General features: G+C 60.2%; 21 protein-coding genes and 1 tRNA gene. 8 read left to right on the top strand and 14 right to left on the bottom strand.

What is annotated here, in order from left to right; genetic code table 11:
- Window positions 1-39 precede the first annotated feature (39 nt).
- The 9 genes from cheT to PL640_RS02065 are packed head-to-tail and all read right to left on the bottom strand — an operon-like array spanning window position 40 to window position 7,883.
- Window positions 40-423, bottom strand: coding sequence for a chemotaxis protein CheT (gene cheT / locus PL640_RS02105; RefSeq protein WP_052816944.1), 384 nt, complete (start codon window positions 421-423; stop codon window positions 40-42).
- Window positions 424-437: 14 nt separating this feature from the next.
- Window positions 438-983 (bottom strand): chemoreceptor glutamine deamidase CheD, encoded by a 546-nt coding sequence (cheD, locus tag PL640_RS02100; protein WP_003493784.1) that lies wholly within the window; start codon window positions 981-983, stop codon window positions 438-440.
- A complete protein-coding gene (gene cheY2 / locus PL640_RS02095; RefSeq protein WP_003515008.1) occupies window positions 980-1,369 on the bottom strand; it encodes a chemotaxis response regulator CheY2 in 390 nt (129 codons plus the stop codon). The genes cheD and cheY2 overlap by 4 nt, the downstream gene beginning before the upstream one ends.
- Window positions 1,369-2,424, bottom strand: a complete 1,056-nt coding sequence (gene cheB, locus PL640_RS02090) for a protein-glutamate O-methylesterase CheB (protein ID WP_142841081.1) — start codon at window positions 2,422-2,424, stop codon at window positions 1,369-1,371. Before cheB ends, cheY2 begins: the two co-directional genes overlap by 1 nt.
- Window positions 2,421-3,329 (bottom strand): protein-glutamate O-methyltransferase CheR, encoded by a 909-nt coding sequence (gene cheR / locus PL640_RS02085; protein WP_271360660.1) that lies wholly within the window; start codon window positions 3,327-3,329, stop codon window positions 2,421-2,423. The genes cheB and cheR overlap by 4 nt, the downstream gene beginning before the upstream one ends.
- Window positions 3,330-3,342: 13 nt before the next feature.
- Entirely contained in the window at window positions 3,343-5,610 is a 2,268-nt protein-coding gene (locus PL640_RS02080; RefSeq protein WP_142841078.1) for a chemotaxis protein CheA, read from the bottom strand.
- Between the two features lie 16 nt (window positions 5,611-5,626).
- Window positions 5,627-5,992, bottom strand: a complete 366-nt coding sequence (gene cheY1 / locus PL640_RS02075; protein ID WP_004439870.1) for a chemotaxis response regulator CheY1 — start codon at window positions 5,990-5,992, stop codon at window positions 5,627-5,629.
- Window positions 5,989-6,288: an STAS domain-containing protein gene (locus PL640_RS02070; RefSeq protein WP_077985403.1), complete on the bottom strand. Its 300-nt coding sequence runs from the start codon at window positions 6,286-6,288 to the stop codon at window positions 5,989-5,991. The genes cheY1 and PL640_RS02070 overlap by 4 nt, the downstream gene beginning before the upstream one ends.
- A complete protein-coding gene (locus PL640_RS02065) occupies window positions 6,288-7,883 on the bottom strand; it encodes a globin-coupled sensor protein (RefSeq protein ID WP_271360659.1) in 1,596 nt (531 codons plus the stop codon). The genes PL640_RS02070 and PL640_RS02065 overlap by 1 nt, the downstream gene beginning before the upstream one ends.
- A gap of 517 nt (window positions 7,884-8,400) precedes the next feature.
- Here PL640_RS02065 and PL640_RS02060 point away from each other — a divergent pair.
- The 7 genes from PL640_RS02060 (at window position 8,401) to mnhG (ending at window position 14,871) form a co-directional block, all read left to right on the top strand.
- Window positions 8,401-8,766: a hypothetical protein gene (locus PL640_RS02060; RefSeq protein ID WP_271361434.1), complete on the top strand. Its 366-nt coding sequence runs from the start codon at window positions 8,401-8,403 to the stop codon at window positions 8,764-8,766.
- Between the two features lie 104 nt (window positions 8,767-8,870).
- Window positions 8,871-11,789 (top strand): monovalent cation/H+ antiporter subunit A, encoded by a 2,919-nt coding sequence (locus PL640_RS02055; RefSeq protein ID WP_271360658.1) that lies wholly within the window; start codon window positions 8,871-8,873, stop codon window positions 11,787-11,789.
- Complete coding sequence (locus PL640_RS02050) at window positions 11,789-12,124, top strand: Na+/H+ antiporter subunit C (RefSeq protein ID WP_065114810.1); 336 nt, start codon at window positions 11,789-11,791, stop codon at window positions 12,122-12,124. The genes PL640_RS02055 and PL640_RS02050 overlap by 1 nt, the downstream gene beginning before the upstream one ends.
- Window positions 12,121-13,767, top strand: coding sequence for a monovalent cation/H+ antiporter subunit D (locus tag PL640_RS02045; RefSeq protein ID WP_271360657.1), 1,647 nt, complete (start codon window positions 12,121-12,123; stop codon window positions 13,765-13,767). The genes PL640_RS02050 and PL640_RS02045 overlap by 4 nt, the downstream gene beginning before the upstream one ends.
- Window positions 13,764-14,252, top strand: coding sequence for a Na+/H+ antiporter subunit E (locus PL640_RS02040; protein ID WP_161991317.1), 489 nt, complete (start codon window positions 13,764-13,766; stop codon window positions 14,250-14,252). Before PL640_RS02045 ends, PL640_RS02040 begins: the two co-directional genes overlap by 4 nt.
- Window positions 14,249-14,530, top strand: a complete 282-nt coding sequence (locus PL640_RS02035; RefSeq protein WP_006313274.1) for a K+/H+ antiporter subunit F — start codon at window positions 14,249-14,251, stop codon at window positions 14,528-14,530. The genes PL640_RS02040 and PL640_RS02035 overlap by 4 nt, the downstream gene beginning before the upstream one ends.
- Window positions 14,527-14,871 (top strand): monovalent cation/H(+) antiporter subunit G, encoded by a 345-nt coding sequence (gene mnhG / locus PL640_RS02030; RefSeq protein WP_110755544.1) that lies wholly within the window; start codon window positions 14,527-14,529, stop codon window positions 14,869-14,871. The genes PL640_RS02035 and mnhG overlap by 4 nt, the downstream gene beginning before the upstream one ends.
- A gap of 1 nt (window position 14,872) precedes the next feature.
- Here mnhG and PL640_RS02025 read toward each other — a convergent pair whose 3' ends face one another.
- Complete coding sequence (locus tag PL640_RS02025; RefSeq protein ID WP_271360656.1) at window positions 14,873-15,151, bottom strand: hypothetical protein; 279 nt, start codon at window positions 15,149-15,151, stop codon at window positions 14,873-14,875.
- Window positions 15,152-15,253: 102 nt separating this feature from the next.
- Here PL640_RS02025 and PL640_RS02020 point away from each other — a divergent pair, with 102 nt between their 5' ends.
- Window positions 15,254-15,514 carry a helix-turn-helix domain-containing protein gene (locus PL640_RS02020; RefSeq protein WP_142912707.1) on the top strand — a complete coding sequence of 87 codons (261 nt, stop codon included), beginning with the start codon at window positions 15,254-15,256 and terminating at the stop codon, window positions 15,512-15,514.
- Here PL640_RS02020 and PL640_RS02015 read toward each other — a convergent pair whose 3' ends face one another.
- The 4 genes from PL640_RS02015 to PL640_RS02000 form a co-directional block, all read right to left on the bottom strand.
- A complete protein-coding gene (locus PL640_RS02015; protein WP_271360655.1) occupies window positions 15,515-16,105 on the bottom strand; it encodes an alpha-ketoglutarate-dependent dioxygenase AlkB in 591 nt (196 codons plus the stop codon). It abuts the gene before it with no gap.
- A 160-nt stretch (window positions 16,106-16,265) separates the two neighbouring features.
- A tRNA-Phe gene (locus PL640_RS02010) sits at window positions 16,266-16,341 on the bottom strand.
- Between the two features lie 284 nt (window positions 16,342-16,625).
- Window positions 16,626-17,057: a hypothetical protein gene (locus PL640_RS02005; RefSeq protein WP_271360654.1), complete on the bottom strand. Its 432-nt coding sequence runs from the start codon at window positions 17,055-17,057 to the stop codon at window positions 16,626-16,628.
- Between the two features lie 166 nt (window positions 17,058-17,223).
- Complete coding sequence (locus PL640_RS02000) at window positions 17,224-19,440, bottom strand: 3-hydroxyacyl-CoA dehydrogenase NAD-binding domain-containing protein (protein WP_271360653.1); 2,217 nt, start codon at window positions 19,438-19,440, stop codon at window positions 17,224-17,226.
- Window positions 19,441-19,473 lie beyond the last annotated feature (33 nt).

Here is a 19,473-nt window from a genome sequence, read left to right as displayed (position 1 = left end):
CGCATTCAGCGAGGAAAGGAACGTCGACTGGAATATGGTCTAGAACAGGTCGAAGTCGCCGGAAGCCTTGTCCAGCGGCTGGGAATGGCCGTGGCGGAAGGCAGCGCCCAGCGCCTTCTGCATTTCGGCAAGCTTGACGAGGCTGAGCGCCGTGGAGACATCCACGATCCATTCACCGGGAATGGAACCGGTGATGGTGTCGATGAATTCGGCAAGACCGCGGGTCTTCTGAACGGCGAGATCGATGCCCTGCAGCAGCTTGATGCCATCGCCCGACAATTGACCGCTGGTCACTTCCAGCAACTGCGGTTCGATGCGCTCTATGAGATAAGCGACATCGTGCAACTCCGACACCACGCGCATGAGAACATCCGGCAGGGCTTCTTCGAACGGAGCGGTACCGGCGTGGTCTGCAATCTGCATTGGAAACTCCGTGACTAGAAAAATTCGATGTCGTTGGCGACGGGCTTGGGTGCCGGCACCGGACGCGTTTCCATGGCGACCGTCTTCTGGGTTTCCGCGCCGCTGAGCGGATGCTGACGCGCGCGACCCGAGACCGGCCAGAACTCGATCTTGCGGCCGTGCTCTCCGCCCGTGGAGGAGCTTATGACCGGAATGCCTTCATCCTTCAGAAACTGCATGGCGAAGATGGCATTCTGCTCACCGACATTCGAGAAGCTGGCGATCGTCTTCGCGCCGCCGAAAACCTTGGCCTCCAGCCGGTCGCGGCGGGCGCCCTTCTTCAGAAGGCCGTTGATCAGAAGTTCCATGAGATGCACGCCGTAACGCGTTGCATCTCCGCCGGTCACATTGCCCGTTCCCGGCAGCAGGAAGTGGTTCATGCCTCCAATGCCGGCAACGGGATCTCTCAGACAGGCGGCCACGCACGAACCGAGTATCGTCGTCATGACCACGTCGGGATCGTTGACAACCTTATACTCGCCCTGAATGATATGTACGCGCTTGGCCGCAGCTTCAATCATTTCAGCGATCCGAAAACCGCCTCGATGGCTGCGCGCATCTTGTCGATGGTGAAAGGCTTGGCCAGCACGTTGTTCGCGCCGAGCTGCGCCGCCTTCTGCACCAGCGCGCGGTCGCCCTGCGCCGTGAGGATGATGAAGGCCGCTTTTTTAAGGGTCGGGTTGGCCCGTACGGCGTGCAGGAAACCAAGACCGTCCATCTTCGGCATGTTGAAGTCGGAGATGACGAGATGATGGGGCTGCTGCTCCATGATCTTCAATCCCTGCTCGCCATCGCCGGCGGCAGTGATCTGCTTGAAGCCCAGCTGTGTCAGCGCATCGCTGAGGAGCAACCGGCTGGTCACCTGATCGTCAACGATCAGAACTTTGATCTTTTCTGCGAGAGACATTAGTCAGCACCTTCTTTGCGGGCAGTGGTTAGTTTCAGGATTTCTTCGCCGATGGAGGCCAGCGGCAATTGCTGTTCGACAGCACCGAGCTCATAGGCCACGCGGGGCATGCCGTAGACGACACATGTTTTTTCATTCTGGCCGACGGTGCGCGCACCGGCATGGCGCATTTTCAGCAGTCCGGCCGCGCCATCGCGGCCCATGCCGGTGAGAATGACGCCGACGGCGTTGCGACCGGCAAGCTCGGCGACCGAATCAAACAGCACATCGACGGAGGGACGATGACCGTTAACCGGATCGCGCTCGATAAGCCGGCAGCAGGGTGCTGCCCGGTTGGCGATCTGCAGGTGGCGTTCACCGCCCGGCGCAAGATAGATCTTGCCGGTCTGCAGGCGTGCGCCATCGGTGGCTTCTTCCACGACGGGCGCACAAATCCGGTTCAGCCGTTCGGCGAAGCTCCGGGTGAAGGTCGGCGGCATGTGCTGGGTGATGACAGTTGGCGGGCAATTGGCCGGAAATTTCTGCAGCACGGCGATCAGCGCCTCGACACCACCCGTGGACGAACCGATGGCCACGACTTTGCGGCCCGCGCGATAATCGCTGACCGGCGTAGGCTGCACAGCCGCGGCGCTTTCCGGACGAGCCGTGCGATAGGCGGCGTGTTGGGAGCGGGCAGCGGCCTTCACCTTGTCGGCAAGATCGCCAAAGGGACGCGCATCGCCCGGAGCCGGCTTGCCGACGCAATCGAAGGCACCGATTTCGAGTGCCGCAAGCGAAGCGTCCGCGCCGCGATGGGTCAGCGACGAGACCATGATCACCGGCATGGGCCGCAGACGCATGATCTTTTCGAGAAATTCGAGGCCGTTCATTTCCGGCATCTCGATGTCGAGCGTCACGACATCGGGGTTGAGCTGCTTGATGGCGGCGCGCGCTTCCATGGCGTTGCCGGCCTGTCCAACCACCTCGACTTCCGGATCTGCCTTGAGGACAGCCGAAATCAGGCCGCGCATCGTTGGACTATCATCGACGACGAGTACCCGTGCGAGTGCGCTCATGCCTTCCTCCCGGATGCGTGTCCAATGTAGCGGTAGGTGGTGATGCCGGTATTGTCGAACAGGTTCTTGGCATCACCGGAGACGCGTTCGGAATGGCCGATATAGAGATGACCACCTTCCGGCAGCAGGCCGGCGAAACGCGACCAGATGCGCGTCTGTGTCGGCTCGTCGAAATAAATGACGACGTTACGGCAGAAGATCACGTCGAAATTGCCCTTGAAGGGCCATTGCGTCATCAGGTTCAATTCGTTGAAGGTGATGAGGCGCTTGACCTTGTCGTCGATGCGGAATTTGCGGCGACCGCCGGCATCGACCTCCGTGAACCATTGCTTGCGCATGGCGGGGGAGACGGTTTCGAGCGCATTGTCATCATAGACGCCAGCGCGGGCCTGCGCCAAAATCTTGGGATCGATGTCCGTCGCCAGAATCTTGAAATCGTAATCCGCCGCATTCGGGAACATGGCGAGCACGGTAAGCGCGATCGAATAGGGTTCCTGCCCGTCGGAACAGGCCGCCGACCAGATGCGGACACGCCCGCCGCTCTTGGCCCTTGTGATGAGGCCCGGCAGGACCTCGTCGCGCAGATGTTCGAAATGGTGGTTCTCGCGGAAGAAGCGCGTGAAATTCGTCGTCAGATGCGACAGCATTTCCCGCCGTGCCGGCGCGCCCTCGGTTGAGGAGACCAGCGTGCAATATTCGCGGAAACCGGAAAGGCCGAGATTGCGGATATGCTTCGACAGACGGGAATAGACCAGCGACGCCTTGGTGTCGTTGAGATAGATACCCGCATCCGCATAGATCATCGCAGCGATCTCCGACAGATCGCGTCTCGTCAGCGGATATTCACCGCTGGCAAGAACGTCGTCCGGAGACTGGCGCTGGTCGCTGAGATTAAGTGCTGCCATGAACGATCCGCTTTCAACCTGTCGCCGCAAGCGACATTTCCTGCTTCAGGGGCTGTCCGCGCGAAGCGCTGACGATGGCATCGACATCCAGAATGAGCGCAACGCGCCCGTCACCGAGAATGGTGGCGGCGGCAATGCCCGGAACATGGGTATAGTTGGCTTCCAACGACTTGATGACGACCTGACGCTGGCCCTGGATCGCATCGACCATCAGGGCGCGCTGGCCGCCGCCTTCCGATTCCACCAGAAGCGCCACGCCTTCGACCGGATCGGCCTGGGTCGGGCGGAAGTTCAGAACACGTCCGACATCGACCAGCGGGCAGAAGGAATTGCGGATGGAGATCAGCCGCTGGTTGGAACCGAAGGAGTGGATATTCTTCGCTTCCGGCTGCAGGGTTTCGACGATCGCAGTCAAGGGCACGACGAGCGTCTGTCCGGCCACCGTCACCACCATGCCGTCGAGGACGGCGAGCGTCAGCGGCAGGCTCATGGTGAAGGTCGAACCATGACCGGGGCGCGAGGAGATGCTGATGCGGCCACCAAGCGCCTGAATGGAACGCTTGACCACATCCATGCCAACGCCGCGGCCGGAAATGTCGGAAATCTTGTCCGCCGTGGAGAAGCCCGGCGCGAAGATCAGATTGTCGATCTCTTCGTCGGTCAGGTTCGCATCAGCGGCAATGAGATCATTGTCGATCGCTTTCTGTCGAACGCGCTCGCGGTTGATGCCGGCGCCGTCGTCCTGCAGTTCGATCAGGATACGGCCCGAACGATGCTTCGCCGAAAGCTTGATGGTGCCTTCAGGGTTCTTGCCGGCCGCTTCGCGTTTTTCCGGCGTTTCAATGCCGTGGTCAACGGCATTGCGGATCATGTGGGTCAGGGGCTCGGCCAGCTTGTCGATAACCGTCTTGTCGACTTCGGTGTTTTCACCTTCGGTGACGAGGCGGATCTGCTTGCCGATCATGTCTGCGACTTCGCGGACGATACGCGACATGCGCTGGAAGACTGGCTTTACCGGCTGCGCACGGATGGCCATCACGCTGTCCTGGATTTCGCGCGTCAGCTGCTGCAGCTCGTCCAGACCCATATTGACGGCAGAGGTGCCGCTCGCATCGTTCTCGATGACGCTCTGCGACAGCATCGCCTGATTGATGACGAGTTCGCCAACGAGGTTGATGAGGCGGTCGACGCGATCGAGATCGACGCGGATGGTCTGGCCGGCGCTTGCATTGGCGGCCGCATTGGCATTCGCCTGTGCTGCGGCCGGCGCTGCCGCCGCCTCACGCTTTTCGATGGCGGCATTGACGCTCTGGGCGATCTGCGTCGTGGCGACGGCCGCTTCAACGGCTGCGGCAACAAAAGGCTCTTCCACCATAGCTGCTTCGACGGCAGTGTCCGCTTCCGGTCCGCCATCAAGCGCCGAGAGATCGAACGGAACCGGGATCATCGGAAGTTCTTCCTCTTCCGCAGCGGCATCCGAAATAACCGGCGTGATTTCGAGATCGCAATCCCATTCGGCGAATTCGAAGACGCTGCGGATACCCTCTTCACCCTTGTCGGTGGTGATCGAAACCGTCCAGGAGAGATAAGATGCTTCAGGATCGAGCTTGTCGAGCGTGGGCAGTTCCGACAGGTCGCAATTGATGCTCATCTCGCCGATACGCGAGAGATCACGCAGGAGAAGCGCTGCCTCGTTGCCCTTTGAATAAAGCGATGCATGCGGCTTGAAGGTGATCTGGAAGGTCGGTGCTTCCATCAGCGGTGTCGTGTCGTCGGCAAAGTCCGAGAAGGAGAACAGCACCGGCTGGAAACCGCTCTCGTCCGTCGGCTTGGGCGCAGCGGCTGCCGGCGCCTTGATGGCTGCTGGCGCTGCCGCCGGCGCAGAGGCCTGTACGGTTTCGCCGTTTGCCAGCGCTTCCAGTTCCTTGACGAGGCCACGGGTGCGGCTTTCATCGACGCTGCCGCCGTCTCTCGCCGCATTGGTCAGGTCCGCCAGCACGTCGGCGGAGCGCAACATGACTTTCAGAACATCCTGTGTGGGCTCCAGCTTGTTGGAGCGAACGCAGTCGAGGGTCGTTTCAAAAACGTGGGCGAAGGCCACGAGATCATCCAGACCGAAGGCACCGGCCCCGCCCTTGATGGAATGAACGGCACGGAAAACGGCGTTGACGGTTTCCGGATCACGGTCGCCGTCATTCAATTTAAGAAGCCCCGATTCCAGTTCAGCGAGCTGCTCCTCGCATTCCTGGAAAAAGATTTCCTTGATTTCGTTCATATCCATCGTGAAATGTCCCGTATCAGGCGGTTACGCGTTCAATGGCATCGATGAGTTTTGCAGGGTCGAACGGCTTGACGATCCAGCCGGTCGCACCCGCCTGGCGGGCGCGGTTCTTTTTTTCTGCATCGCTTTCGGTCGTCAGAACGAGGATCGGGATAGCCCGGTATTTCTCGTTGCGGCGCACGCCCTCGATAAAGCCGAAACCATCAAGACGGGGCATGTTGATGTCAGTCACGATGACATCGGGGTTGCTCTGTTCCAGCACCTCGAGGCCTTCAACGCCATCTTCGGCCTGAATGGTCTCGAAACCGGCATTGTTGAGCGTGACCAGGAGCATGTTCCTGATCGTCCGGGAATCATCCACGGTGAGAACTTTTTTCTTCACTTTTGCATCTCCTTGGGGAGCAAATGGTCAATATCGACGCCTATCAGTTTCATGGTCTTGTCGAATGCATCGGACACCCTGGCAAAACCGAAGGGCTTGCCGTCCTCTTCCCAGGATTTCGCGCCGGCCATCAGGACCTGGACACAAAGCGCACCAATGCGCTCCACCTCGGACGCATCGACCGACAACGGTGCTCCTCTCAGCGTCATCAGCTTGCCGTGCAGCGCCGATGCTTCGTTGAGATCCAGCACCGGTGACAGTTTCAGCGTCGCCTCAGCTGCTTTTCTGGCTGCCATTACATGACTCCCTGGCGTCTGAATTGTTGGTAATCCTGGCCGTAATCCGTGCGGTTATCCGCACGGGCCATAAATGATGTGTCCTGGCGGTCCGCCACGGCCATTGCCGCCGCCTGGCCCTGACGGGCAATGCGGAACTCGCGAATGGTGCGACCGAGTTGCAGAATGACAGTGTGTAGCGCGTCAGCCTCGGAAGAGCCTTCGCCGATCTCGTTTGCGATCTGGCCGGCCTGCCGCTGCTGTTCGCTGATATCGGCGGCAACCGTTTTCAGGTCATCAGCCTGTGCAGACGTATGCCGGGAGACTTCGGCGATCATGTCGTTGATACCGGCCACCTGCCGGACGACGCCGCCGATTGCTTCCTGCGTGCGGTTCACCATGCGAACACCGCCCTCGACCTGCGTCTTGGTGGTGCCGACAAGGCTCTTGATTTCCCTTGCGGCGTCGGCGGAACGCTGGGCGAGCGCCCGGACTTCCTGTGCGACGACGGCGAAACCGCGACCGCTTTCACCCGCGCGCGCCGCCTCGATGCCGGCATTGAGGGCGAGAAGGTTGGTCTGGAAAGCAATCTCGTCGATCGTACCGATGATCCTGCCGATGTGCTCGGCGGACTGCTCAATGTCAGACATGGCGTCGATCGCCTCGCCGATGGCCTTGCCGCTTTCGACAGCCGCGTCGCGGGCGCGGGAAACCGCCGTTTCCGTCGCCGATATGCGGGTGCCGTTTTCGGCCATGTTCCCGATCATCGCCTGAAGCGCACGGGAGGTCTCGGCAAGCGCTTCTGCCTGCTGGCCGGAACGTTCTGCGATGGAGCGACCGATATCGGCGAAACGGGCGCTGAGCGTCTCGGCGTCGCCGATACCCTGCTGCGCGGATGTCAGCGATGCGCCGATCGTTTCAAGTGCCGCGTTAAAGGAGGCGGCAACATCGCGATAGGCTTCCGGCAGATCGCCGCCGATACGCGCCTTAAGATCGCCGGCGGCAAAGGCCGTCAGCGCCGCACCCAGCAGTGTCGCTGCTTGCGAACGGTCATTGTCGCGCTGTTCCGCCAGTTCACGGCCGTGGCGCAGGCGCAATTCGTTGAAACGCAGCGAGACGGCAATCTCGGTATCGACCATCACCAGACGAACGATGTTCTTCACGGCCTCGGCCAGTTCACGGTTCTTCTTGCGGCTGCCGGGCAGAATGGAGCGCGGCGCGTGTTCGGCCACCAGCCCACCGAGCAGATGCTCCAGAACGATGGCGTGGCTGGCGATCTGCCAGCGGGGATCGAGACCCATGCGGCCGGCATTGTCGGAAAGAACCTTCACCCGCTCGGCATAAAGCGCATCGAAACGCGCATCCGTCAGCACACTCCAGTGCGAGGATTGCAGGTCGTGCAGGCGATCAAGCTGGTTTTCGCTTTCGAAGGACGGTGAACAGTCGGGCATCGACTGGAAACGGTTCATCACGTCGCGCAGGCCGGCCTTGACGTAAGGCTCGAGCATACCGCGATAATTGCGCAGGAAATCGGATTGCGTCTCGTCGAGGCCGGCAAAGCGAAGCCGTCCCGCCAGGCTTGCACCTGCCGATCTGCGCGCTTGATCTGATGGCAAGTCCTGCCCCAACCGACGTCCCCAACAACATGACGGCCGGTAAAACCCGGCCAATTGGCCAAGGTTCAGAACGCCAGTACCCTAAAGGGGATTTTTGAACGAACATACCCATCGCGGACGATGCGGCATCGACGCCTGCCTGACCTTCTTGAACCAAGAAACGAAAATACCGGATCGGCACCGGTACGGCAGTGCGGCGTCATGCCTGGAAGGGGAGAGAACCCCATTCCGCCGTGGAAATACCATCAATCTTTATGGTTAATTCCTTGCTTGAAAGTTAAGAAACATCAGCTCCAGCGTCAAACGGTAAAATTTGTAAAAGCTTTTAGCCATTGCCGCCCTCACTTTGCCGCAAACGGGCAAAAACGAAAAGGAATCGGCCATCGCGGGCGGTTTTTCCGGCCTGTGCGCTGGACAAGCGCGTGCAGCTTCCCCTAAAACAAATCAACGGGATATTCGCTGAGCGGTGATGCTTTAAAGAGACCTTTACGATCAAGGAGATGCCAACTTGTTATGGATGGAGAAATGCCGCCGTTCAAGGCGCCATCCGCAAGTGTTGATCGGCATCATGGTCGCAAGCCTGCTCGTCATGATCGGTTTTCAGGCACCATCCGGCATCAAGACCCTTTCCAAGACCAGCCGCCTGGAGAGATTGCAGACCGTCGATCTCAGCCGTTCCCTCACTCTTCGCGACAGGGATTGCGATAGCGGCTGCAAGGCCGGGGATGCCAGCTCGGGTCTTCGCCCCGGCAACTTCCCCACTCCCGCTTTGCGAATCAGCGTTGATGCCGGGCCGGCCGTTGCATCTGTTGCCATCGCGCCACAAGCTTTCCGAGACTTTGCGAACGTGGTTCCAAGAGCGCCCCCGCATATTATCTATTAGTCATTCCGGCGGTCCTCATCATTCGGTTCTCGTGAGCCTTGAGGGATCGGAGTCGTCGGAAACCCGCCGTAGACTCCAATTCCAGAGAAAAACCGCCGCTGCATATGACATTTGCAACCCTTCTTCCATTTATCGTCGCATTGCCCTTCGTCGGCGCCATTCTAACGGCTTTCATGCCGCGTGATGGCGCAGCCGCCGGCCCCGCCTCCGTTGCGGGCGGTGTCGCCCTTTTCGGTCTCGTCAGCAGCATCTTTCTTTATTCCACCGTCAGCGGCGGCGGTGTGCTGAAATATGATGTGGAATGGCTGCCGCAGCTCGGGCTGAATTTCACCCTGCGGCTGGACGGATTTGCGTGGATCTTCGCGATCCTCATTACCGGCATCGGCCTGCTCGTGGTGCTCTACGCCCGTTATTACATGTCGGCCAAGGATCCGATCCCGCGGTTTTTTGCCTTCTTCCTCGCCTTCATGGGCTCGATGCTCGGCGTGGTGCTGTCCGGCAACGTCATACTGCTGTCGATCTTCTGGGAAATGACCAGCATCTTCTCATTCCTGCTGATCGGCTACTGGCACCAGAACGCCGGTGCGCGTGATGGTGCGCGCATGGCGCTGACCGTGACCGGCATTGGCGGCTTCAGCCTGCTGGCCGGACTTCTGATCCTCGGCCACATGGCGGGAAGCTACGATCTCGATAAGATCATCGAGGCCGGCGCGGCGATCCGCGCCCATTCACTCTATCTGCCGGCGCTTATTCTCATTCTTGGCGGCGCGCTGACCAAGAGCGCGCAGTTTCCGTTTCACTTCTGGCTGCCCAACGCCATGGCGGCGCCCACACCGGTTTCCGCCTATCTGCATTCGGCGACCATGGTGAAGGCGGGGGTTTTCCTGCTTGCGCGGTTCTGGCCGGTGCTGGCGGGCACGCCGGAATGGTTCTGGCTGGTGGGCGTGGCCGGCATCATCACCCTGCTGCTCGGCGCTTATTTCGCCATGTTCCAGCAGGACCTGAAGGGCCTGCTCGCCTATTCCACCATCAGCCATCTCGGGCTTATCACCACGCTGCTCAGCCTCGGCAGCCCGCTTGCAGCGGTTGCGGCCATCTTCCACATGGTCAACCACGCAACCTTCAAGGCCTCGCTGTTCATGGCGGCCGGTATCATCGACCATGAAACCGGCACCCGCGACATGCGGCGCTTGAGCGGGCTCTACACCTATCTGCCGGCGACAGCGACGCTTGCCATGGCGGCCAGCGCGGCAATGGCCGGCGTGCCGCTGTTCAACGGCTTCCTCTCCAAGGAAATGTTCTTTGCCGAGGCCGTCGAGACCCATGCCGATTCACTGCTGGACCGGGCGCTGCCCTATGTCGCGACGCTTTCAGGCGCATTTGCCGTCGCCTATTCGCTGCGCTTCATCCACACCGTCTTCTTCGGCCCCAAGCCCGTCGATCTGCCGAACCCACATCCGCACGAGCCGCCGCGCTGGATGCGTTTCCCGATCGAGTTCCTGGTTTTCGCCTGCCTGATCGTCGGCATCGTTCCGAGCCTGTCGATCGGCCCGTTCCTGCAATCGGCCGTGCTGTCCGTACTCGGCGACCAGACACCCGTCTACAGCCTGTCGATCTGGCACGGTTTCAACCTGCCGCTGATCATGAGTATCGCGGCACTGATCGGCGGCGTGACGATCTATGCGCTGCTTGGCGGCTATTTCTCACGCTGCGATGATGGCCCACCCGTCTTCCGGCATTTGCGGGGCCAGCGCATCTTCGAGCGCATTCTCGTCACCGTGTCCTGGAAATGGGCGCGGTGGCTGGAAAGCACGCTCGGCACGCGGCGTCTGCAGCCGCAGCTGAGACTTCTCATCCTCGTGGCGCTTCTCGCCGGTTTCTCACCACTGTTCCTTTCGGAATTCTCCCTGTCACTACCGCGTGTGACGACCTTCGATCCGATCTTCGCCATCCTTTGGCTGATCGGCATGATTGCCGCGCTGGGTGCCGCCTGGCAGGCGAAATATCATCGGCTTGCCGCCCTCGTCATGCTTGGTGTTTCCGGGCTCGTCACCTGCCTCACCTTCATCTGGCTGTCCGCACCGGATCTCGCCATCACCCAGCTGCTGGTGGAGATCGTGACCACGGTTCTCATCCTGCTTGGTCTCCGGTGGCTGCCGAAACGCTTCGAGAAGGTTGATAGCAGCGACGAGCTGCCGGCGCAGCTTCGCCGCGCCCGCGATTTTCTGCTGGCAGCAGCAAGCGGCATCGGCATGTCCGTCATCGCCTATGCCGTCATGACCCTGCCGGTGCCGAATGCGATTGCCACCTATTTCCTCGAGCGCGCCTATACGGAAGGCGGCGGCACCAATGTCGTCAACGTCATCCTCGTCGATTTCCGCGGTTTCGATACCTTTGGTGAAATCGCGGTGCTGGCCATCGTGGCGCTCACCGTCTTCGCGCTGCTTCGCCGTTTCCGCCCGGCGCATGAAAGCATCGGGCTGCCGGAACAGCAGCAGATGCAGAATGCCTTCGATGCCGAGCGTCCGGACCGCAGCAAGGGCGATACCGTCCGCGACTACCTCTACGTGCCATCGATCGTGATGCAGTGGATGTTCCCGGTCATCATCACCTTCTCGATCTTCCTGTTCATGCGCGGCCACGATCTGCCCGGTGGCGGCTTTGCGGCCGGTATCACCATGGCTATCGCCTTCCTGCTGCAATATCTTGCCGGCGGCGCACGCTGGGCGGAGGACCGCATCCGCATCCTGCCGCTGCGCTGGATGGGCTTTGGCCTGTTGATGGCGACGGCGACGGGTATCGGCTCCTGGTATTTCGGCTACCCGTTCCTGACCTCGTATTTCCAGTATACGGAGATACCCTATATCGGCAAAATGCCCACGGCATCCGCCCTGCTGTTCGATCTCGGCGTCTTTGCGACGGTCGTCGGCTCCACCGTTCTTATTCTCATAGCACTGGCACACCAATCGTTGCGTAACTACCGCGTTCGCACGCCTGAAGCCGCAAAAGCGGAGGACGTGTAATGGAACTCATTCTTGCAATCGGCATCGGCATCATGACCGGCTCCGGCGTCTGGCTCGTCCTGCGCCCACGCACCTATCAGGTCATCGTCGGACTTTCGCTTTTGTCTTACGCCGTCAACCTGTTCATCTTCGGCGTCGGCGGCATCAAGACCAATGCGCCACCGGTGCTGGTGAACGGTGTGGACAGCTCTTCGCTGGCCGACCCTGTGCCGCAGGCGCTGGTACTGACAGCAATTGTCATCGGCTTTGCCACCACGGCGCTGTTCCTCGTGGTGCTGCTTGCCGCCCGCGGCCTTACCGGCACTGACCATGTGGACGGGAGGGAGACGAAATGATGTCATTCCCCTTCCACATCGTCATCGCGCCGATCCTGCTGCCGCTCATCACCGCCGCCCTGCTGTTGTTCTTCGACGAGCGCCAGCGTGTTGCAAAGGCCGCCATCAGCTTCACCTCCACCTTGCTGTTGCTGGTGGTTGCGATCCTGCTGTTCCGCGAGGTGAACTCTACCGTTAATACCGAGATCGCCGCCGTGGTCTCAAGCGGTGTCTATCTGCTCGGCAACTGGCCCGCACCTTTCGGCATCGTGCTGGTGGCCGACCGGCTTTCCGGCCTGATGGTGCTGCTGACCGCGCTGCTGGCCATACCCTCGCTGATCTATTCGATGGCGAAATGGCACAAGGCCGGGGCGCATTTCCATTCGCTGTTCCAGATGATGCTGATGGGCGTAAATGGCGCGTTCCTGACCGGCGACCTGTTCAATCTCTTCGTGTTCTTCGAGGTGATGCTGGCAGCCTCCTATGGCCTGTTGCTGCATGGTTCCGGCCAGCAGCGCGTCAAGGCGGGTCTGCATTACATCGCGATCAACCTCGTCGCGGCGCTGTTCTTCCTGATCGGTGTCAGCCTCATCTATGGCGTCACCGGCACGCTGAACATGGGTGATCTTGCCCATCGTATCGAGGGGCTGAACCCGGACCAGCGCATGCTCTTGGAAACCGGCGCTGCGGTGCTTGGCATTGCGTTCCTGGTCAAGGCCGGCATGTGGCCGCTGAATTTCTGGCTGCCTTCCGCCTATGGCTCGGCCTCTGCCCCGGTGGGTGGCCTGTTTGCCATCATGAGCAAGGTCGGCATTTATGTCATTGCCCGCCTGTCCTTCCTGCTCTTTGGGCAGACAGCTGGGGAATCCGCCGGTTTCGGCCATGATGCCCTGCTCGTTGGCGGCATCGCCACCATCATCTTCGGGGCCATCGGGGTTCTGGCGTCTCAGGCGCTCGGGCGACTTGCCGGCTTTTCGGTTCTGGTATCGTCGGGAACGCTTCTCGCCGCCATGGGCACCGGCAACCCGACGGTGGCGGCCGGGGCGCTTTATTATCTCGTCAGCTCCACCCTCACCATCAGCGCCTTTTTCATGCTGATCGAGCTCGTTGAACGCGGGCAGGATGCGGGCGCGAACGTTCTGGCCGTGACCATGGAAGCTTATGGCGAGGGCGACGAGGAAGAAGAAGAGGAGGAAGTCGGCGTTACCATGCCCGCCACCATGGCGGTGCTCGGCGCCTGTTTTGCCGCCTGCGGCATTCTTCTGGCCGGCCTGCCGCCGCTTTCCGGCTTCATCGCCAAGTTCTCGATGCTGACCGCCATTCTCAACCCTTCCGGGCTTGGCGCCAATGACAGCATTTCCACGCTTTCCTGGTGGCTGGTTTTCCTGATCGTCTTTGCCGGTTTCGCATCGCTGATCTCGATGACGCGTGCCGGTATCCGCACCTTCTGGGCCTCCATCGAAGGCACCGTGCCGCGCGTTCTCGTCATCGAAATCGCACCTGTGATGCTTCTGCTCGGCCTGACACTTGCCATGACCGTGCAGGCGGGTCCGGTGATGCGCTACATGCAGGAAACGGCGCGTATCCTCGATCTGCCGGCAAGCTATATTCAGGGCGTCATTTCCGCACCGCGAGCGGGCAGCAACCCGGAGGCGGAACCATGATGAGCCGTCTCCTCCCCTATCCGCTGCTGACCGTTTCGTTGATCTTCTTCTGGATGACGATCAACAGCTTTTCGCCCGGGCATCTGCTGCTCGGCACTGGCGTCGCACTCATCGCCTCCTGGGCGATGGCGTCGCTCAGGCCAGCCAAGCCGCGCATCCGCAACTGGCACCGGCTCGCGCAACTGATCCTGATCGTGCTTTACGATATCATCAGGTCAAATATCTCGGTCGTGAAGATCATTCTCTTCAAGCGCGAAAGGGACCGTAAATCCGGCTTCCTGGCCGTGCCGCTCGATATTCGCGATCCCATGGCGCTCGCCATTCTGGCGACGATCCTGACCTCGACGCCGGGCAGCGCCTGGCTTGAATATAATTCCAGCCAGGGCACGCTCCTCCTCCACGTTCTCGACGATGTGGATGAGGCGGCGTGGATAAGCCTCATCAAGAACCGATATGAAAAACTGCTGATGGAGATATTCGAATGAGTTCGATTATCCTTTTCTGGTCCTTTTCGCTGGCGCAGCTGATGCTGGCCATAGCCATGACGATATCAGTCTATCGCATCGCCATCGGCCCGCGCGCCCAGGACCGGGTGCTTGGCATGGATACGCTTTATGTCAACGCCATGCTGCTTCTCCTCACCTTCGGCCTGCGCACCGGCAACGACATCTATTTCGAGGCCTCGCTGCTGATCGCCATCCTCGGCTTCGTCTCCACCGTCGCCCTTTCCAAATTCATGATGCGCGGCGAGGTGATCGAATGAACAACGCTGCAGAATTTCCGCTCTGGGCCGCCATTCTCGTGGCTTTCTTCGTGCTGCTGGGCGCTTCGCTGACGCTGATTGGCACCATCGGCTTTGCCAAGCTGAACAGCTTTTATGAACGCCTGCACGCGCCCACACTCGGCACCAGCTGGGGCACCGGCGGCATCGTCATGGCCTCGATCATCTATTTCTCCGTCTCCGGCGACCGCTTCGCCTTCCACGAAATCTTCATCGGCATTTTCATGACGGTGACGACCCCGGTTTCCCTGATGCTGCTGGGACGGGCAGCACTTTATCGGGACCGGGCGGAGCAGAATACGGATAATCGGGAGCATCTTTAGGCTAAAGCTCTTTTCGGCGGCGAAGTTCTGCGCGCACCCGCCGCCATTTGCCTTGTTCGAAATTTTGGGAATATCGCCAAGCGCGATCTTCCTCGATGACCGCGAATTCCTCGGCAGCACTCCCATATGTCTTGCTTAAGACATCGGCGATGCGCGTTATCTCGGCGCGCGGGACAAGCATCGGTCGCACAGCTTGCTGCCAAATGACGTACATAAAAGCGGATAGTCCACACGCTCCAATCACCGCGATTGAAAACCAGCTCGATACGGATAGTTCCATGACTGCACTCCATGGCTATTCCGTAAGACGTTATCCCATAATGGGATAATTCCAAATCAGGATTAATCCGTGAGCTCCTAAAATTTCAGGGTTCTGGAGCTCGTGACGAAGTCTACACATACACCCGAGTACCAGCTTCTTGTTGAGATACTGACCGATACGCGGCGAAAAGCGGGCCTCACACAACAGCAGGTCGCAGATCGGTTGGGCAAGCCACAGTCCTATGTCGCAAAGGCCGAAGGCTCTGAAAGACGAATAGACGTCGTTGAATTTGCAAAATTGTCGGCCGCAATGGGCGAAGACCCGACCGCGCTTCTTCAGCTGTTGCTCACAAGAATGGAGGAACGGGGCGTTCCTCTCTGATCAAGACTTTTTCGAAGCAATAACCTTGCGAAAAGTGAGGGAAATTCGCCTGTCTCGGGCTGTCCTAACTCCGTTCACGATATCCGATTTGCGCGCCGGAATTTCGTGGGTCCAGCCGTAGCGGCCGGCATCTCTCAGCAAGACGCCGGAGCGAGGTTGAAGCAAGACGCCGCATGTGGCTGGTCCGCGCAAATCACGAAAAACCATCTCGCAGGCAGATAGAAGGCTTATTGATACGATCCCATCGTCGAAACAGGGCACACAATCGACGTGCGCACTGATGCCCTGCCCCGGAAGATATTCGTTAGCGATAACCTGATCGGGCGAATTCCGGCAATATCCTGCGGCAACCAGCCGCTCCGCGAACACGCTGAGCCAGAGCGGCAACGGCCCGAGATACGCATCTTCGGTAACAGCGCGCGCCTTATAGTCGTACCGATAACCGAAATGCTGCACGCGACGTTTCAACTCCGTGCTCCACACACCCGTATCCAGCCTGTGAGCGACGGCGGCCTCCTCCTCTGGAGAGAGAAAGCCGTCAAAATAGACAATGCCGGGCGGTAAAAGAGGTGGGCTTGTGACACGATCCATTCGCGGGCTGCTCTCCAACTGCCTGCAACAAACAGGGTTGAACCATGGCTACACCGGGCCTGTCAAAAGCATATGATAGCAGTAGCTACTCATCGAAATTTGCCTGTGAATACGCAGGTCGTCCAAGCACGCAATTCGTCAACAATGCCATTGAGATAAATGGTGCCCGGAGGCGGATTTGAACCACCGACACGCGGATTTTCAATCCGCTGCTCTACCAACTGAGCTATCCGGGCACTTCAGGTCCTTGAAGAACCTCCGCTTTTGGCGGGCGGGGCTGTTTGGTGCCCCGAAAGTGAGCGGGGTTATAACATCTTGTTCGGACATGGCAAGCGCCATCGCGAAGTTTTTTGACAGTTTTTTCACGAGGGCTGTGGATGGCTGGAATGTCTGCCCGGCGCAGGCCTGATTGCGGCGGAAAAGCCGTTATCGAGCATCTGCCGTGCCTTGCGGCATCCGGCCGCTACCCGGGTTCGGTAGCAGCCGATCCGGCCCGGCATAGCGACATGGGAAGCGGCAGCTAGGCCGCTTCGTTGCGTCGTGCGGCAAGGCCAAGCGCGAAGGGCACCACGGCCACCAGCCCCGCCATGACGGGCGAGGAAGCGAAGATGCGGCTGGCAAGCGAGGTAACGGCAACCGAGCGCACCACGGTCATCAGGCGGGAATTCTCGCGGTCTCTTTCATGATGTGTCTGTGCAGGCCTGTGGCGGGAATGCCGGGCCGCCTCCAGCCGTTTGACATCACGGCGGATCTTGTCGACCTCTCTGCGAAGCTCTTCCAGTTCGGCGCGCAGCGACGGATCAATGGTATTTGCAGCACGAGCCCTCTTCGTCGTGGTTTTTTCCGTCTTTGCTTCCGCGGCTGTCGCCTCAGCCTCTTCGTCCAGCTCTGCCAGGTGGTCGTCGAGGTCCGTGGGCTTGTCAAAACCGTGGGATCGCAGTGGTGCTTTCATCGCTGTCTCCTGAGGCGTGCTGAATTGCGGCGGCGGGCGTCTTTGCCCGGTCTCGCCTTTTCAACGCCCCAGCCGGGCAAAGGATGCACATAAAGCGATCAGCGCAGTATATTCGGCTCAAAAAAACAGGCCCCGAAGGGCCTGTTTATTGTTCTGCCTTGAAGCTTCAGGCCGCCTTGGCGGCGCTGGCATAGGGATCGAAGCGACCGTAGAAGGTTTCGCCCTTGGCGGCCATGTCCTTCAGGAGCGGCGTCGGCTTGAAGCGTGGGCCGTAGGTCTCGCTGAGCTTCTCGGCGAGTGCCACGAAGTTCTTCACACCCATGCCGTCAATGTAAGACAGCGCGCCGCCGGTATAGGGCGCGAAACCGAAACCGAGGATGGAGCCGACATCGGCCTCACGCGGGTCGGTAACGATGCCTTCTTCCACCGTACGGGCGGCTTCCAGCGCCACAGTGACGAGGAAGCGCTGTTTCAGCACCTCCATGTCCACGTCCTCAGGCTTCTGCTGCGGATAGAGGTCCTTCAGGCCGGGCCAGAGGGACTTCTTGGCGGGCTTTTCCGGATAATCGTAAAAGCCTTTGGCGTTCTTGCGGCCAAAACGGCCCTCGCCTTCCACCAGCTTCTTCACCAGCTCCATATGGCGTGGATCGACGGCCTTTTCGCCGAGATCGGCGACGGTGGCCTTCAGTATCTTGTAGGAAAGATCGATCGCCACCTCATCGTTCAGCGCCAGCGGGCCGACCGGCATGCCGGCGAATTTCGCGGCATTTTCGATCATGGCGGCGGGCACGCCTTCGATCAGCATGTCGTAGCTTTCCGCCATGTAACGCAGCACGCAGCGATTGACGAAGAAGCCGCGCGTATCGTTGACGACGATCGGGGTCTTTTTGATCTTCGCGACGTAATCCAGCGCGACGGCGAGCGCCTTGTCGCCGGTTTCCTTGCCGAGGATGACTTCCGTCAGCATCATCTTCTCGACCGGTGAGAAGAAATGGATGCCGATGAAATCCGCCGGGCGCTTCGAGTTCTTCGCAAGGCCCGTGATTGGCAAAGTGGAGGTGTTGGAGGCGAAGATGGCGCCTTCAGGAAGCACAGCTTCCACGGCCTCGATGACGGCCTTCTTCACATCGCGGTCTTCGAAGACGGCCTCGATGACGAGATTGGCATCCGCGAGTGCGGCGTAATCGGATGTCGGGGTGACGAGGTCGAGCAGGGCCTTGCCCTCCTCCTGCGTCAGCCTGCCCTTGCCGATGGCGGCCTTGACGCTTTCCTCGCAATGGCCCTTGCCCTTGTCGGCGGCTTCCTGGTCGCGATCCACCAGCGTGACGGGAATGCCGGCTGCGGCGGTAACGTAAGCCACGGCGGCACCCATGAAGCCCGCACCGACGACGCCGACCTTCTTGAACTCCGTCTTCGGCTGGCCGGCCGGGCGGCGCGCGCCCTTGCCCAGTTCCTGCATGGAAATGAACAGCGAGCGGATCATGCCGAAGGCTTCCTTCGAACGAAGGATTTCGGTGAAATAACGCTGCTCAACCTTCAACGCCGTATCGAAGGGCAATTGCAGGCCTTCATAAACGCATTTGAGGATGGCAAGGGCGGCCGGATAGTTGCCGGCGCTTTCGCGGCGCAAAATGGCCGGTGCGGCGGGCCAGAGCTGGGCAGCGGCCGGCGTCCAGATGCCGCCACCGGGGGCCTTGAAGCCCTTCTCATCCCAGGGCGCGACCGGTTTCAGGCCGTCCTTGATCATCTGCTTTGCGGTTGCAACCAGCTGATCCGGCTCGACCACCTGATGCACCAGCCCCATGGCCTTGGCGCGCGCGCCGGTCAGCGACTGGCCCGTCGTCATCATCTGCAGTGCGGATTGCGCGTCCGTCAGGCGCGGCACGCGCTGGGTGCCGCCGGCACCGGGGAAGATGCCGACCTTGACTTCCGGCAGGGCGATCTTGAGGCTCTTGGCATTGGATGCCACACGGCCGTGGCAGGCAAGCGACAGCTCGAACGCGCCACCCATGCAGGTGCCATTGATGGCCGAGACCCACGGCTTGCCGTTGGTTTCCAGCTTGCGGAACAGGCCGGTCATGCGGCCCACGAGTTCGAACAGCTTTGCCGCCGCCTCATCCGGGTTCTTCGCCTTCTCGTCATTGTAGAAGGAGAACATCGACTTGATCATCGAAAGATCGGCGCCGCCGGAAAAGGTGCTTTTGCCTGACGTGAAGACGACGCCCTTGACGGCGCCATCTGCGACAGTCGCGTCAAGAATGGCGTTCAGCTCGTCCATTACCTCAGAGGTGAAGACGTTCATGGATTTTTCCGGCATGTCCCAGGTGACGAGGGCAATGCCGTCTGCGTCCGTCTCGATGGTGAAATTGGTGTAAGTGCTCATTTGGGATTCCTCTTCCCTGAATTTCGCGACGCG

The organism is Agrobacterium sp. ST15.16.024 (assembly GCF_027956545.1).
Classification (GTDB): Bacteria; Pseudomonadota; Alphaproteobacteria; order Rhizobiales; family Rhizobiaceae; genus Agrobacterium; species Agrobacterium cucumeris.
This window is presented reverse-complemented; position numbering and strand designations above follow the sequence as displayed.

What these genes read in the sequence shown, in the direction of transcription:
- cheT (WP_052816944.1), bottom strand. Translation starts at nt 423, where the DNA reads ATGCAGATTGCAGACCACGCCGGTACCGCTCCGTTCGAAGAAGCCCTG.
- cheD (WP_003493784.1), bottom strand. Translation starts at nt 983, where the DNA reads ATGATTGAAGCTGCGGCCAAGCGCGTACATATCATTCAGGGCGAGTAT.
- cheY2 (WP_003515008.1), bottom strand. Translation starts at nt 1,369, where the DNA reads ATGTCTCTCGCAGAAAAGATCAAAGTTCTGATCGTTGACGATCAGGTG.
- cheB (WP_142841081.1), bottom strand. Translation starts at nt 2,424, where the DNA reads ATGAGCGCACTCGCACGGGTACTCGTCGTCGATGATAGTCCAACGATG.
- cheR (WP_271360660.1), bottom strand. Translation starts at nt 3,329, where the DNA reads ATGGCAGCACTTAATCTCAGCGACCAGCGCCAGTCTCCGGACGACGTT.
- PL640_RS02080 (WP_142841078.1), bottom strand. Translation starts at nt 5,610, where the DNA reads ATGGATATGAACGAAATCAAGGAAATCTTTTTCCAGGAATGCGAGGAG.
- PL640_RS02070 (WP_077985403.1), bottom strand. Translation starts at nt 6,288, where the DNA reads ATGGCAGCCAGAAAAGCAGCTGAGGCGACGCTGAAACTGTCACCGGTG.
- PL640_RS02060 (WP_271361434.1), top strand. Translation starts at nt 8,401, where the DNA reads ATGGAGAAATGCCGCCGTTCAAGGCGCCATCCGCAAGTGTTGATCGGC.
- PL640_RS02055 (WP_271360658.1), top strand. Translation starts at nt 8,871, where the DNA reads ATGACATTTGCAACCCTTCTTCCATTTATCGTCGCATTGCCCTTCGTC.
- PL640_RS02050 (WP_065114810.1), top strand. Translation starts at nt 11,789, where the DNA reads ATGGAACTCATTCTTGCAATCGGCATCGGCATCATGACCGGCTCCGGC.
- PL640_RS02045 (WP_271360657.1), top strand. Translation starts at nt 12,121, where the DNA reads ATGATGTCATTCCCCTTCCACATCGTCATCGCGCCGATCCTGCTGCCG.
- PL640_RS02040 (WP_161991317.1), top strand. Translation starts at nt 13,764, where the DNA reads ATGATGAGCCGTCTCCTCCCCTATCCGCTGCTGACCGTTTCGTTGATC.
- PL640_RS02035 (WP_006313274.1), top strand. Translation starts at nt 14,249, where the DNA reads ATGAGTTCGATTATCCTTTTCTGGTCCTTTTCGCTGGCGCAGCTGATG.
- mnhG (WP_110755544.1), top strand. Translation starts at nt 14,527, where the DNA reads ATGAACAACGCTGCAGAATTTCCGCTCTGGGCCGCCATTCTCGTGGCT.
- PL640_RS02025 (WP_271360656.1), bottom strand. Translation starts at nt 15,151, where the DNA reads ATGGAACTATCCGTATCGAGCTGGTTTTCAATCGCGGTGATTGGAGCG.
- PL640_RS02015 (WP_271360655.1), bottom strand. Translation starts at nt 16,105, where the DNA reads ATGGATCGTGTCACAAGCCCACCTCTTTTACCGCCCGGCATTGTCTAT.
- PL640_RS02005 (WP_271360654.1), bottom strand. Translation starts at nt 17,057, where the DNA reads ATGAAAGCACCACTGCGATCCCACGGTTTTGACAAGCCCACGGACCTC.
- PL640_RS02000 (WP_271360653.1), bottom strand. Translation starts at nt 19,440, where the DNA reads ATGAGCACTTACACCAATTTCACCATCGAGACGGACGCAGACGGCATT.